Here is a 14,713-nt window from a genome sequence, read left to right as displayed (position 1 = left end):
ACGCCGGGTGAGCGGAAGCAAACACGCACTGAACTGGACCACACTGCTGATCGCCATTCCGGTGGGCCTGGTGGCCTCGCTGGTCACGCTGGCGTTTCGCGGCATCATCGATCTCATCAATCATCTGCTGTTTCATAGCGACAGCGAAATCACGGTCGCGATGCACGTCTGGCCGTGGATCTTCTGGCCGCTGCTGGTGGGTGCGGGCGGGCTGCTGGCCGGCTGGTTCCTGCGCTACGCGGTGGCGATTGAGCAGCAGGAGACGGTGAAAACCGATTACCTTGAAGTGATTAACGCGCGGCTGGATGCGGTGCCCACCAAAACCTCGCTGTTTCGCGCGCTGTCGTCGATTGCCAGTATCGGCAGCGGGGCGTCGATTGGTAAAGAGGGGCCGATGGTGCAGCTGTCGGCGCTGAGCGGCAGCCTGCTGGGGCGCTGGCTACCAGCGTCCCTCAATATGCGCAACAGTGACATCGTCGCGATGGCGGCCGCCGCCGGTCTGTCGTCGGTGTATCACGCCCCGCTGGCGTCGGCGATTTTTGTCGCGGAAATTGCGTTTGGTATCTCTGCGCTACAGCGGCTGATTCCGCTGATTATCGCCTCGGCTGTGGCGGTAATGACCACGTGGTCACTGGGCTTTCGCAGCGCACTCTATCCGCTCTCCGACACGCTGTTTCAAATGGATCTCACCAGCCTGCTGATGACGGTAATCATTGGGTTTGCTGCGGGCGTGGCAGGCTGGCTGTTAATCAAGCTGATTGCGCGCAGCAAAGCGTTGTTCAGCCGCGTGCGCTCGCTGCCGCTCAGGCTGGGCGCAGGCGGCTTTGCGGTTGGCTTACTGGCGCTGATCTCCACTGATATCCTCGGTAACGGCTATGAAGTGATCGTGAAAATCATTGAAGGCAACTATCTGCTGGCCGGTTTACTCGGCCTGCTGGTGCTGAAAATGCTGGCGACCACGCTATCGGTCGGATCCAACGCGGTAGGCGGCCTGTTCACGCCCTCATTATTGATTGGTGCGTTGCTCGGCGTGGCGCTGGCGCAGACTGGCGTGCTGCTGCATCTGCCGGTGGGCAATACGCTGCTGTATGCGGCGGTGGGCATGGCGGCGGTGCTGGCGGCGGTCAGTCAGGCGCCGCTGATGGCGATGCTGATGGTGCTGGAGATGACGCTCAACAGCAGCTTGCTGTTCCCATTGATGATCGCCTCGGTGCTGGCGTCAATGCTGGTCTACCGGCTGCAGTCCGCCAGCACCTATCCGGTGGTAAGCCATCACCTTAATCGCTCAGAAGCGAAATATGATTTTGATAATATGCGGGTTGATCAGCTGATCATCCCCGGCGCGGCGCTGCAGCCGGCGGAATCGGTCGGGCAGGCGCTGGCGGTGAGTTCGCTCAAGCGCGAGCGCTACGTCTACGTCATTAATCAGGCCGGTCAGTTTCTTGGCGTAGTATCAATTCATGACATTTCGCGCAAAGTGCTGGCACATGAGATCACGCTGGATTCGCCGGTCAGCAGCGTGATGGATGATAATTTCCCCTGCATTTACCAGCACCAGAGCATGCGTGAAGGCTGGGAGGCGTTTGCGCGCGTGACGCTGGAGCGTTTACCGGTGCTGAATAATGCGCAGGAGCGTCGCTTCCTCGGCGCATTGACCAAAACCAGTCTGATCCAGAAAGCGCAGGAGTTTCTTTAGGCCGCGTTGCCGCGCAGCGCCTGTTCGGTCATCCACAGGCGCGCGTCGAACTCCAGCTGGTGGTAGTCCGGTTCCATGTGGCAGCACAGCTGATAAAAGGCTTTGCTGTGATCTTTCTCTTTCAGGTGCGCCAGTTCGTGCACCACGATCATGCGCAGAAAGGGTTCCGGCGCGAGGCGGAAAAAGGTCGAGATGCGAATTTCGGCCTTGGCTTTCAGGTTACCGCCCTGTACGCGGGAAATGGCGGTATGCAGGCCAAGTGCATGCTTCATCACTTTGATTTTATTATCCCAGATGACCTTGCTGACCGGCGGCGCGCTGCGCATATAGCGGTTTTTCAGCGCCTGCGTGTAGTCATAAAGCGCCCGGTCGCTGACGACGTCGTGCGTATCGGGATAACGCTGCTGCAAAAAGGCGGCTAATCGCTGATTATCAATCAGCACTTGCACCTGTTCGAGGATGTTTTCAGGGTAACCCTGCAGATAGATTAATGACATTGGGATTCCCGACGAAAGACAGTATACTGCGCCCCCTTTTCAGGGCGAAAATCGCGCAAAGTGTACCACGCCGGAGATTCCATGAGCCAACTTGAACTGACCGATCGCACGCTGACGCTTCAGCGCTTCCCGCCGATGCGCGAAGAGAGCCCGCTACAGGCGTGGGACGCCGCAGATGAATATTTGCTGCAGCAGGCGCTGCCGGCAGGCCCGGTGCTGGTATTCAATGACAGCTTTGGCGCGCTGACCTGCGGGCTGAACGATCGGGAAATCTGGCACGTCAGCGACTCGTGGCTCAGCCAGCAGGCCGCCCGGCAGAATCTGCGTCTCAACGGTCTGGATGAAGCATCGGTACACTTTCTTGATAGCCTGGCGCCGTTGCCGGCTGCCCCGGCGGCGGTACTGATTAAGCTGCCCAAAGCGCTGGCGCTGCTTGAGCACCAGCTGCGCGCGCTGCGGACGGTCGTCACGCCGGATACCCTGATTCTGGCGGCCGGCAAAGCCAAAGATATCCATAATTCCACGCTGCAGCTGTTTGAACGCATTCTCGGTGAGAGCAAAACCTCGCTGGCGTGGAAAAAAGCGCGTCTGATTTACAGCCATTTCAGCGCTCCGGCACTGGCGGACGTGCCGGCGACCACCGTGTGGCCGCTCGACGAGACGCCGTATCACATCCACAATCACGCCAATGTGTTCGCCCGCGCGGCGCTGGATATTGGCGCGCGCTTCTTTCTGCAACATCTGCCGCACAATATTGAAGGCGAAATCGTCGATCTCGGCTGCGGAAACGGCGTGATCGGCCTGCAGGCGCTGGAACAGAATCCGCAGGCCGAGGTGCTGTTCGTCGATGAATCTTACATGGCGGTGGCTTCCAGCCAGCTTAACGTTGAGCTGAACCGGCCACAGGATCTGGCACGCTGCCAGTTTCGGGTTAACAACGTGCTGAGCGGTTTTCCGTCGGACCGATTGCATGCGGTGCTGTGCAATCCGCCGTTCCATCAGCAGCACGCGGTGACCGACCACCTGGCATGGCAGATGCTACGTGACGCCAAACGCTGCCTGCAGTATGGCGGCGAGCTGCGCATCGTCGGCAACCGCCACCTTGGCTATCATCAGAAAATGAAGAAGCTGTTTGGCAACTGCGAGCTGGTGGCCTCTAACGCCAAATTTGTGGTGCTGCGTTCGGTCAAGCTGCGTTAATCACAGGCTGAGCGCCAGCTCAGTGGCCTGAGCAATGGCGCGCCGTGCATCCAGCTCCTGCGCGACGTCGGCACCGCCGATCAGCCGCACGGCTTTGCCGCGTGCGGCCAGCGCCTGCGCCAGCGTACGCAGCGGTTCCTGACCGGCGCAAATCACGATGTTATCTACCGCCAGCGTCAGCGCTTCCCCCTGATGGCGCAGGTGCAGCCCGTCATTATCAATCTTCAGATACTCCACATCGCCCCACATCTGCACGCCGTGCGCCTGCAGGCTGGCGCGATGGATCCAGCCGGTGGTTTTCGCCAGCCCGGCGCCCGGCTTGCCGGATTTACGCTGCAGCAGCCAGATCTGGCGATCGGCAGGAGTCGGCTGTGGACGCACTAAACCGCCGCGCGCCTGCAGGCTGCGATCGATGCCCCAGCTTTGGTAGAAGTCTTCCTCGCGATCGGCGTGCTGCAGCAGAAACTCCGCGGTGTCGAAACCAATACCGCCGGCACCGATAATCGCCACGCGCTGGCCAACCGGTTTTTTGTCGCGTATCACCTCGAGATAGCTCACTACGCTGGGGTGATCGATGCCCGGAATCGCCAGCTGGCGCGGTGTGATGCCGGTCGCGATGATAACTTCATCCGCCTGTTCCAGTTCGTCGGCGCTGACGCGATGATTCAGGCACAGCTCAACGCCTGCGGCTGCCAGCTGATGGCGGAAATAGCGCAGCGTTTCGCTGAACTCCGCCTTGCCGGGGATCTGGCGGGCAATATTGAACTGGCCGCCTATCTGCGCATCGGCTTCGTACAAAGTGACGCGATGGCCGCGCTGCGCCGCCTGCAGCGCGAACGCCATACCGGCCGGACCGGCACCCACCACCGCCAGCCGTTTTGGCTGCGCGGCGGCGATGACCGGCATCAGCGTTTCATGACAGGCGCGCGGATTGACCAGGCAGGAAGTGACCTTACCGGCAAAGATTTGATCGAGACAGGCCTGATTACAGGCGATGCAGGTATTGATGGCGTCGGGCTGGCCCGCCTGCGCTTTGCTGACAAACGCGGCATCGGCAAGAAATGGCCGCGCCATCGACACCATGTCGGCAATACCGTCGCGCACAATCTCTTCCGCCACCTGAGGATGATTAATACGGTTGGTAGCGATAACCGGTACGCTGACGTGCTGGCGCAGATGCTGCGTGACCCAGGCGAAACCGGCACGCGGTACGCAGGTGGCAATGGTGGGAATGCGGGCTTCATGCCAGCCAATGCCGCTGTTGAACAGCGTCACGCCGCGCTGCTCCAGCGCCGTGGCAAGCTGCAGCGTCTCCTGCAGCGAGCTGCCGTTATTCACCAGGTCGAGCATCGACAGGCGAAAAATAATAATAAAGGCATCACCGACAGCGGCGCGCACCGCCTGCGTCACTTCCAGTGCAAAGCGCTGCCGCCGCGCCACATCACCGCCCCAGCCGTCGTCGCGCTGATTGGTATGGGCGACCAGGAACTGATTAATCAGGTAGCCTTCCGAACCCATGATTTCGACGCCGTCGTAACCGGCCAGCTGCGCCAGCCGGGCGCAGCGCGCGAAATCCGCGATGGTTTGTTCAATCTGCGCTTCGCTCAGTGCCTGCGGTGTAAACGGGTTGATGGGCGCCTGTAACGCCGAGGGCGCCACCAGATCGCGCTGATAGCTGTAACGTCCGGCGTGCAGGATCTGCAGCGCAATTTTGCCCCCCTGAGCATGTACCGCATCGGTTATCTGGCGGTGCCAGCCGCACTGGGTTTCGTCTGTGAGCATGGCTCCGCCCTGCGCCACCACACCCTGCGCATTGGGCGCGATGCCGCCGGTCACAATCAGCGCAACGCCTTCCCGGGCGCGCTCGGCATAGAAGGCAGCGAGGCGCTGAGCGCCATCGGCATGCTCTTCCAGACCGGTGTGCATTGAGCCCATCAGGAAACGGTTTTTCAGTTGCGTAAAGCCCAGATCCAGCGGGGCAAACAGATGCGGATAACGCTCAGTCATGATCACTTACTCAGTGAGTGGTCGGATGAGTGAACTCTAGCGGGAAAAGTGCGGGCTGGAAATTTGCGGCGCTCAGCCTGTGAGAAACATCAAAAAAAAGCAGGGCGGCAAGTCGCAGACGAAAGTATCGGACCACTTTCGCCAGGCACGGGAAGAAACCTGCGCGCCCTGTAATGGCATGAAGATTGGGCTAATAAATTAGCTCTGTGGTTATAAATTCCTGTATGACTCAATCTCTATAACAATCCCGGGTGAGGACGAGGTGATGATGCCATGCCTCAGTCGAATTAATCCGCAAGACTGGTCTTGATTTTGGCTTCAGCAGGCACCGTTTCGCCGTGCCAGTTCGATAATATCGACCAGATTCTTTGATTCGAGCTTTTGAAAAATTTTAGTTTTATAAGTACTGATGGTTTTGTTATTTAATCCTAATTCACAGGCAATGATTTTATTGGATTTTCCCTGCGCCAGCTGACGTAAAATAAGCGTTTCCCGCTCGGTCAGGCGCGACAGCATATCCTGTTCATTAACATAGCGCTGGCGCCGGTCAAGAATATCGCCGGGCAGATAATTTACATTATTAAATACGCAGCCAATGGCGGCGATCAGCGTCTGAATCGGATCGTATTTCGACACGAAACCGTTAGCGCCCTGACTAAGCGATTGTATAAGCAGGTGATTGTTACTGCTCTGACTGAGCAGAATGACTTTCATCCAGGTTTTAGATTTTACGATATCGCGTAAAAAGGCGATGCCATTTTTCTCTTTGAAATCAGGATCTAAAATCAGGATGTCGATGTGCTGATGAATAACATCGTCAATACCATCATTAATTGTGTTTGCTGTAGTGACACAATTAAAGCCATTCATTAATAATAAAGCCTGCACCCCAGCCGCAACAAGGCGATGCTCATCAACGATGAGAATTTTTGCATTAAACATAGATCTCCCTTTTACGACACCGACATGATGGCGCTGGCGGACATTATGTCTGGCGGCTTATCCCGGCGAACCGAGAAATGTCTTGATAAGATTATGTTTTTATAAAACCTGCTGATTTTTCAGCCGATATTGTTCAAAGATAATTAATGTTTCATTGACGGTGTTTATCTCGCACGCGATGGCGGCAATCAGCTGCGCGACATCGTGTCCTTCCTGCTGGTGTTTCTCCAGCTTGCGCCCCAGCTCCATCAGCGCGCTGGCATTAAGAATGCTGGCACCGCCTTTCAGCTTATGGCCAAGCTGTGACAGCGCGTGAGCATCAGTGGTTTGCTGCAGTGCCGCCAGCAATTCATCGTGGCTGGTGCGAATACTTTCCAGCAGGGTGATGCAGCTGGCAGGATCGCGCTCAGCCAGTTGCATCAGCAGCGGCGCAAAAGTCGGAACCGCCACAGGGGCCGGCAGCGCGGCGACGGCGGTATCAGCAACAGGTTGCCCGGTCACGGCTGCTGCCTCGCTGTCAGGCGCGTTTGGCGTGCGGCGCGGACAGTGGGTGATTTGCGCCAGCAACGTATCCAGATTCAGCGGCTTGAACAGACAGTCGTTCATGCCAGCCTGCAGGCAGCGCTGCATGATGTGCTGCTCGGCGGAGGCGGTCAGGCCGTATAGCGTGATCGGCGGCAGATGATGGTGGCGTTCATGCTGGCGCAGCGCCTGGGCAAATTCAAACCCGTTCATGCCGGGCATATTGCAGTCGGTAATAATCAGGTCAAAGCGCAGCGGATCCTGCTGCCACAGCTTCAGCGCTTCGACGGCGCTTTCGCTCACCACCACCTGATGGCCCGCCAGCTCCAGCTGTTTACCCAGCAGCAGGCGATTAGGCGCATGATCATCAATCACCAGCACCGACAGCTTGTCGGTGACCAGCGGCTGTGACAAATGCGGTTGGGTTTGATCGCGCGGTTCGCCGGCCGGCGCGCGGAAGTAGAAGGAGAACACCGATCCTTCACCTGGCGTACTCTCCACAATCAGTTCGCCATCCAGCAGCTCTGCCAGATTGCGGCAGATGCTCAGGCCAAGACCGGTGCCAATCTGCTGCTGCTGACGTTCACCGACCTGGACAAACGGCTCAAAGATAGCCTGCTGCTGCTCCTCAGTCATGCCGCAGCCGTCATCGCTCACTTCTATGACGAACTCACAACCTTCCTCTTCCTGGCCAATCCCCTGCATCAGCACCACGGTTACGCTGCCGCGATCGGTAAATTTAATGGTGTTACTCAACAGGTTAGACAGGATCTGGTTGATCATCAGCGGATCGGTCTGTACCCAGTAGGCCGCGATGTCCATTTCTACGCGCAGATCGATCCCTTTGCTTTCGGCCTTGTTGCGAAACAGCGTCACCGCCTGATCGATCACATCCGGCAGGTAGACGGTTTCCGGCGTGGGTTGATACTGACCAGATTCGATCTTCGACAGATCGAGGATATCACCGATCAGCGACAGCAGCGCGCGCGCCGAGCTGTAGGCGACGCGAATATTCTCTGACAGCGTCTCACACGGCTGCGAGCGGGTTTCCAGCTCCAGCAAACCAATGATGGCGTGCAGCGGCGTGCGGATCTCATGGCTCATGCTGGCGAGAAACTCACTTTTGGAGCGGTTGGCTTTGTCTGCGGTGTCCTTGGCCAGCTGCAGCTCCTGCAACAGCGCGTTACGTTCGGTGACATCGACCCAGCCGCCGATCACCCCGGCAACTTCCCCCAGCCGATCGCGAAACGGCAGCGTCCAGTGGTACAGATGGAAGGCCTGCTGGCCAAACATCAGCTGGACGTCGCGCATTACCGCTTCACCATCCTGCAGCGTCTGCTGGTAACCATCTTCAATGGTATGAATGCTGGCGTTATTGGTGTTGAATACGTCCGACAGTCGTTTGCCGATTACCTCGTCGCGTTTGATGTGCAAAAAGCGCAGATAGGCATTGTTACAGTCCACCAGCCGCGTTTGCTTATCGCGGATGTACATTGCCACCGGCGAGTCATTAAACAGCGTGTGGGTAAAATTGAGCTGATTTTTCAGCGCATTCTCTGCCTGCATTCGCTGCTGAATCACTTTGCGCAGATGGTGGTTCCACAGCAGGATCAACAGAATCAATCCCAGCGATACCGAAACAATCAGCAGAATCGTTTGCTTATAGTTCTGCCACGAGCCGCTGAGAAACGGCGGTTCCGCCTGACGCCACTGCGCCATCAGCTTAAACAGCGTTTCCGGCGGGATGGCCAGCAGCGCTTTATCGAGAATGCTGACCAGCGTCTCATTGCCTGGCTCTACGCGCATCACAAAGCGCGCGGGATCGGCGCCCAGCGTACCCTCGACGATCAGCCCGCTGCCAAAATGGTTGCGCAGATGGTAGTCGGCAAAAATTTTCGGCACGATCACCGCATCGACCTTGCGCGCCAGCAGCTGGCGCAGCGCATCCAGCGGACGATCGGTATCGCTGACCGACAGGTGCGGATAGTGCTCCTGCAGCCAGCTTTTCATTAGCGGATTTTTTAGCATCAGCGCCGAACCAAACGGAAAGGTGTCGCGCGCCATAATGTTTCCCGGCTGCTGATTGCGGATGATCACCCAATGCGAAACCAGCCACGGACGCGTAATCAGAGCCGGTTGTGCTTCGAACTGTGGTTCCAGAATTTCCAGCGGAAACAGCTTTGGCAAAGGACGTCCGCCGGGGTGTTCATGGCTGGCGTGCGCCACAAAATTCAGGCCGGTCTGGCTGGTAATCAGCTCCAGCACGTCCGGTGCCATGCCGCGAAACTGCTCTGCCGGCGTCCGGCTACTGAGCGGTGCCTGCGCCAGCGGCAAGGTGGTCTCGATGTGAATGTTGTTTTGCAGCCACTGCTCTTCGTCGGCGGTCAGCGCCAGCGGATTACGTTGCAGTACATGATGGGGATCGAGCTGCCAGCGTTTGGCAATCTGCATGCGGATAGACAGCGGAATCTGCGGCAGCGCCTGGTTGATGGCGTCGGCCAGCGCAGGATATAGCGGACTGATGCCGAAACCGACGTTAAGCGGAATTGTATGCTCGTCGGCCAGAATAGTGAGCGCGTTGGCAAACAGATAGCGATTCAGGTGCGTCAGCGTCGCCGCATTTCCCCAGACGCGCGCCGTCTGACCATAAACGGTGGCGGCGACGGCATCATAGTAGCCCGGGAAACGCACCAGCTGCGCGTTTTCGTACGTCTCTTCCAGATACTGGCGCTGCAGCGGCGTGCCTGACCAGGCAATTTGCTCGGGCATGCCGTTATTGAGAAAAAGGTCGCTGTCGGTCTTCAGCCCCATCACGCTGTAATCCAGCATCCACGGGGCGCTGGCCAGCAGCGGCTGCGACGGTGACGACGGCTGGGCGACGTAAATCGCCAGCATATGCATTTCGCCTTTCAGCACCGCCTGCTGCGCGGCGCTATGACTGGGGAAGTGATAAAGCTCAATGCTGGTCTCCAGCATGCTTTGAATCAGCGACAGGTAGTCGGCGCTCAGGCCTTCGAAGCGGCGCGTATCGGTATCCATATATATCGGTGGCTGTGATTTACCGGCCACTGCGACTTTAATCACTTTATTTCGAAAGGCAGAAGAGATGGGCTCAGCCAGCTGCAGAGCGGGCTGTGCGGTATCGTAACGCGCTAAAAGCTGCAAAGGTTTGACCTGCGCCTGCAGCGCGCCGCAAAAAAAAATAAACAGGACCACGCCCGCCAGACGGATGAAATTAACAGGATTAAACACCGTGCGTTCCTGAAGAAAATAAAGTCATTAATGCCGATAAGGGAAAAGGAGTATAAAGAGATTTTTCCCGCCTGCCTGATCTAATGCCGCATTAAGGATATTTTGCGACCATTCTCGAATGTTTAACTTATTATTAACATTCTCGGTTTTTTTTAGATATTGCTTTTACTTTGATTTCAAAAATTTCAACGGTTTATCCATAAAATGACCTTTCAAGACAATTCTTATGTGGTCCATTCGCAGAGTTACGTCAGAATTTTCGCAGTTTTTCCGGGGCCGCTAACCGCTGCTGTCCATTCATCCGGTAAAACTACCTTTTAATTAGCGGTAATAAGTTAAACGCGTAAGCAAAATTCTAATTTTTGTTAACCTGGTGACGTTTGGTTTAAACCGTTGCAGGCGATTTTCCCGGCAGCGGTCAGCGCATACTTTCAGGTCATTTTCACTGGTGTGGTTATCAGTACTGGACAAAATTGAGACTGTAATAAAGGAATAAAAGAATGGTATATGCACATAATAAACAGGTGCGTGTCGCTGTCCTTGATGATCACCCGATGGTTCGTACCGTTTTCGAGTTATGCCTGAAACACGAACCCGATATTCATCTGGTCGGGACCTGGTCTTCAAGTAATGAACTGTTTAGTCAGCTGCGCAGCACCACGGTGGATGTGCTGGTGCTGGACTTTTTGCTGGGCGAGCGTGAACTGGATGGCCTGGCCCTGGTGAAACAGCTGCGAAATCACTATCCGCAGCAAAAGATTTTGATCTCATCGTCCATGGAGAGTCCGGCGATTGTCAAAATGGTGCTGAGCGCCGGCGTTAAAGGCTTTATTGGAAAGAGCCACAATATGCAGGAGATCGTCCAGGCAATTCGTCAGGTGGCGCAGGGGCGGCTATTCCTGTCGCAGGAAGTGGCGTACGAGGTGGAAAACCTCTACGTGATGAATGAAGACGCCATCAACGAAAACCTCGATCTCTCCAGCAAAGGCAATATGTATGAGAAGGTCAAAACCCTCAGCCCGCGCGAAGTAGAAGTGGTGCGCTGTTTTCTGGATGGGCTCAGCGTGTCGCAAATTGCCGTGAAGTTTAAACGCAGCCGCAAAACCGTCAGCGGACAAAAGCAGTCGGCGCTGAAAAAGCTCGGCCTGCGCTCAGATTCGGAATTGTTCAAATACAGCCACGACCTGATGTCGGGCAGCTAATCCCTGTTTAAGGCGGTCAGGGATGGCCGCCGTCTGCTTTTCCGACTCTCTGCATCACGTTCCCGGTAACAGCCGTTTTGTAACATCGCTTTGAGTGATGTTCGTCACAGTTTCGCCGGCCGTATCCCGCTGTGATAGCCCCCATTGCTACAGCACTGAAGGGGCTACGATGAACATTGAAACGCAATCCTGCGTCATTACCGGCAAAAAACAGGTCAGCGTCGCACAGCAGCAGGTGCAGTGGGACGGCACCGGCACGCTGGTGCGCATCACGCGCGGCGGCATCTGCGGGTCCGATCTGCATTACTATCAGGAAGGTAAAGTCGGCAGCTTCGAAGTGAAGATGCCGATGATCCTCGGTCATGAAGTGATCGGCTACGTGGTGGAGAGCGACGATCCGCAGCTCCAGCCCAATCAAAAAGTGGCGGTCAATCCCTCAAAGCCGTGCGGCAGCTGTAAATACTGCCTGCGCGAGCAGCAAAATCAGTGCACCTCAATGCGCTTTTTCGGCAGCGCCATGTATCTGCCGCACGTGGATGGCGGCTTCACGCAATACAAGGTGGTCGATAGCGCGCAGTGCGTGCCGTTTCCGCAGGAGGCCGATGACAGCGTAATGGTGTTTGCTGAACCGCTGGCTGTGTGCATCCACGCCACGCAGCAGGCGGGCGATCTGAGCGGCAAAACCGTGTTCATTTCCGGCGTCGGGCCGATTGGCTGTCTGATTGCCGCCGCTGCCAAAGCCCGCGGAGCCGCGGAGATTATTTGCAGCGATATCAGCGAACGCTCGCTCAGCCTGGCGCAGCAGATGGGCGCGACCGGGGTGATCCACGCTGCTGACGGTGATTTCACGCCTTACCTTGCAGATAAAGGCTTCTTCGATGTCGCTTTCGAGGCTTCCGGCCATCCGTCTTCGCTGCAGCGCTGTCTCGACGTGGTATGCGCCAAAGGCACGCTGGTACAGGTTGGCATGGGCGGCACGATTCCGGATTTCCCGCTGATGACGCTGATCGCCAAAGAGATCAATCTGGTCGGTTCTTTCCGTTTCACCCACGAATTCAACACGGCGGTTGACTGGCTGGCACGCGGCGTGGTCAATCCGCTGCCGCTGTTCAGCGGAGAATATGACTTACAGGATATCGACGCGGCGCTGCAGTTTGCCGGAGATAAAACCCGGGCGGCGAAAGTCCAGTTAACGTTTTAAGGAGTCAGTATGAGTCAGCTATTTTCCCTGGCGGGCAAGCGTGTGCTGCTCACCGGTTCGGCGCGCGGCATCGGTTTTCTGCTGGCGCGCGGTCTGGCGGAGGCGGGTGCGGAAGTGATCATCAACGCCACTACCGAGGGCGGCGCAGAGCAGGGCGCGGCGAAGCTGCGCGAGCTGGGTTATCACGCACGGGCGAAGGCCTTTGACGTCACGCAGTCGGCGCAGGTTCAGCAGGCGGTGGAGGAGATTGAAAGTCAGTGGGGCGCGATTGATATCCTGGTGAACAATGCCGGCATTCAGCGCCGCCGGCCGTTTCTCGAGTTTCCTGAGCAGGACTGGAACGACGTGATTGCCGTCAACCAGACAGCGGTGTTTCTGGTGTCACAAACCGTGGCGAAAAGAATGGTGCAGCGTCAGCGCGGAAAAATCATCAACATCGGCTCGATGCAGAGCGAACTGGGCCGCGACACCATCACGCCGTATGCCGCCTCCAAGGGCGCGGTCACCATGCTGACGCGCGGCATGTGCGTGGAGCTGGCGCGCCACAATATTCAGGTTAACGCCATTGCGCCGGGCTATTTCGTCACCGAGATGACCCAGACGCTGGCTGACGATCCGGCCTTCACCGGCTGGCTGACCAAACGTACGCCGGCTGCGCGCTGGGGCAAGCCGGAAGAGCTGATTGGCGCGGCGGTGTTCCTGGCATCGGGCGCATCTGATTTCGTCAATGGCCATCTGCTGTTTGTTGATGGCGGTATGCGCGTCGCCGTGTAATGCCGTGCGCGGCTGGCGTAATTGCCGGCGCGCGCCTAAACCTTAAACACCCCTCTGTCTTCCTAAGGATAATAAAAAATGCCAATAACCATAATTGTGCTGGGTGTGATACTGCTGCTGGTTCTGATGATTGTCTTCAAGGTCAACGGCTTCATTGCGTTGGTGTTTGTCTCGGCGGTGGTAGGTATCGCCGAAGGCATGACGCCGCTCAATGTGATGGCCTCGATTCAGAAAGGCATTGGTTCCACGCTCGGCGGCCTGGCGATGATCCTCGGCTTTGGTGCCATGCTCGGGCGGCTGGTGTCCGATACCGGCGCTGCCCAGCGGGTGGCCACCACGCTGATTGCCGCGTTCGGTAAACAGCGGCTGCAGTGGGCGCTGGTGGTCACCGGACTGATCGTCGGTCTGGCGATGTTCTATGAAGTCGGTTTTGTACTGTTGCTCCCGCTGGTGTTCACCATCGTTGCGGCAGCCGGACTGCCGCTGCTGTACGTCGGCGTGCCAATGGTGGCAGCTCTGTCGGTGACGCACTGCTTCCTGCCGCCGCATCCCGGCCCAACCGCCATTGCCACCATCTTTGGTGCCAATCTCGGCACCACGCTGCTGTACGGCTTGATCATTACCATCCCGACGGTGATCATTGCTGGCCCGATTTTTTCAAAATTTCTCAAAAGCTTCGAAAAGTCGCCGCCGGAAGGGCTGTATAACCCTAAAATCTTCACTGAAGAGGAGATGCCGGGCTTCTTTATCAGCATCTTTGCCGCGGTGATTCCGGTGGTGCTGATGGCGATTGCGGCAGTCTGCGAACTGACGATGCCGAAAGAGAATGCGCTGCGCCAGTTCTTTGAATTTATCGGCAACCCGGCGGTGGCGCTGTTTATCGCCGTGGTAATTGCAGTGTTCACCCTCGGTCTGCGTAACGGGCGCAAAATGGAGCAGGTGATGGATATGTGTGGCGATTCGATTGCCGCCATCGCCATGATCGTCTTTATCATTGCCGGCGGCGGCGCCTTTAAGCAGGTGCTGGTGGATAGCGGTGTCGGTAATTACATCGCCGATCTGATGAAAGGATCGTCGCTGTCACCGCTGCTGATGTGCTGGACGGTGGCGGCAATGCTGCGCATCGCGCTGGGATCGGCCACGGTCGCGGCGATCACCACCGCCGGCATCGTGACGCCGATCATTGCCGCTACCCATACCGATCCGGCGCTGATGGTGCTGGCGGTTGGTTCAGGCAGCGTGATCGCTTCGCACGTGAACGATCCGGGTTTCTGGCTGTTCAAAGGCTATTTCAACCTGAGCGTGGTTGAAACCCTGAAAACCTGGACGGTAATGGAAACGCTGATCTCCATCCTCGGCCTCGCCGGTGTGCTGGCGCTTAACGCCATCATTCACTAAGGCCTGCGCTTCACAGGGAGGT

10 protein-coding genes are annotated in these 14,713 nt (G+C 57.2%); 6 read left to right on the top strand and 4 right to left on the bottom strand.

Annotated elements, in window-relative coordinates:
* The first annotated feature begins 7 nt into the window (after window positions 1-7).
* Window positions 8-1,696 carry a chloride channel protein gene (locus tag F3I21_RS17865; protein ID WP_150059467.1) on the top strand — a complete coding sequence of 563 codons (1,689 nt, stop codon included), beginning with the start codon at window positions 8-10 and terminating at the stop codon, window positions 1,694-1,696.
* Here F3I21_RS17865 and F3I21_RS17860 read toward each other — a convergent pair.
* Window positions 1,693-2,193: a M48 family metallopeptidase gene (locus F3I21_RS17860; protein ID WP_021509697.1), complete on the bottom strand. Its 501-nt coding sequence runs from the start codon at window positions 2,191-2,193 to the stop codon at window positions 1,693-1,695. The genes F3I21_RS17865 and F3I21_RS17860 overlap by 4 nt on opposite strands.
* Window positions 2,194-2,274: 81 nt before the next feature.
* Between F3I21_RS17860 and rlmG the strand changes: the two genes are divergently transcribed.
* Window positions 2,275-3,393 carry a 23S rRNA (guanine(1835)-N(2))-methyltransferase RlmG gene (rlmG, locus tag F3I21_RS17855; protein WP_150059466.1) on the top strand — a complete coding sequence of 373 codons (1,119 nt, stop codon included), beginning with the start codon at window positions 2,275-2,277 and terminating at the stop codon, window positions 3,391-3,393.
* Here the strand turns inward: rlmG and F3I21_RS17850 are convergent, their stop codons facing one another.
* The 3 genes from F3I21_RS17850 to F3I21_RS17840 form a co-directional block, all read right to left on the bottom strand.
* Window positions 3,394-5,400, bottom strand: a complete 2,007-nt coding sequence (locus F3I21_RS17850) for an NADPH-dependent 2,4-dienoyl-CoA reductase (RefSeq protein ID WP_150059465.1) — start codon at window positions 5,398-5,400, stop codon at window positions 3,394-3,396.
* Between the two features lie 318 nt (window positions 5,401-5,718).
* Window positions 5,719-6,342, bottom strand: a complete 624-nt coding sequence (locus tag F3I21_RS17845) for a response regulator transcription factor (protein WP_021509694.1) — start codon at window positions 6,340-6,342, stop codon at window positions 5,719-5,721.
* Between the two features lie 99 nt (window positions 6,343-6,441).
* Window positions 6,442-10,116, bottom strand: a complete 3,675-nt coding sequence (locus F3I21_RS17840; protein ID WP_150059464.1) for an ATP-binding protein — start codon at window positions 10,114-10,116, stop codon at window positions 6,442-6,444.
* Window positions 10,117-10,616: 500 nt separating this feature from the next.
* On the opposite strand from F3I21_RS17840, the gene F3I21_RS17835 reads away from it, so the two are divergent.
* The 4 genes from F3I21_RS17835 (at window position 10,617) to F3I21_RS17820 (ending at window position 14,691) form a co-directional block, all read left to right on the top strand.
* Window positions 10,617-11,318, top strand: coding sequence for a response regulator transcription factor (locus tag F3I21_RS17835; protein ID WP_058759838.1), 702 nt, complete (start codon window positions 10,617-10,619; stop codon window positions 11,316-11,318).
* A gap of 169 nt (window positions 11,319-11,487) precedes the next feature.
* Complete coding sequence (gene idnD, locus F3I21_RS17830) at window positions 11,488-12,519, top strand: L-idonate 5-dehydrogenase (protein WP_058759837.1); 1,032 nt, start codon at window positions 11,488-11,490, stop codon at window positions 12,517-12,519.
* Between the two features lie 9 nt (window positions 12,520-12,528).
* On the top strand, window positions 12,529-13,293 hold the full coding sequence (gene idnO / locus F3I21_RS17825) for a gluconate 5-dehydrogenase (protein ID WP_058759836.1): 765 nt from the start codon (window positions 12,529-12,531) through the stop codon (window positions 13,291-13,293).
* Window positions 13,294-13,371: 78 nt separating this feature from the next.
* A complete protein-coding gene (locus F3I21_RS17820; protein ID WP_058771315.1) occupies window positions 13,372-14,691 on the top strand; it encodes a gluconate:H+ symporter in 1,320 nt (439 codons plus the stop codon).
* The last annotated feature ends 22 nt before the right edge of the window (window positions 14,692-14,713 follow it).

It is taken from the genome of Pantoea sp. B_9, from assembly GCF_008632015.1.
Lineage (GTDB): Bacteria > Pseudomonadota > Gammaproteobacteria > Enterobacterales > Enterobacteriaceae > Pantoea > Pantoea dispersa.
Note: the sequence above shows the minus strand (reverse complement) of the source record. Positions and strands in the feature narration are given on the sequence as shown.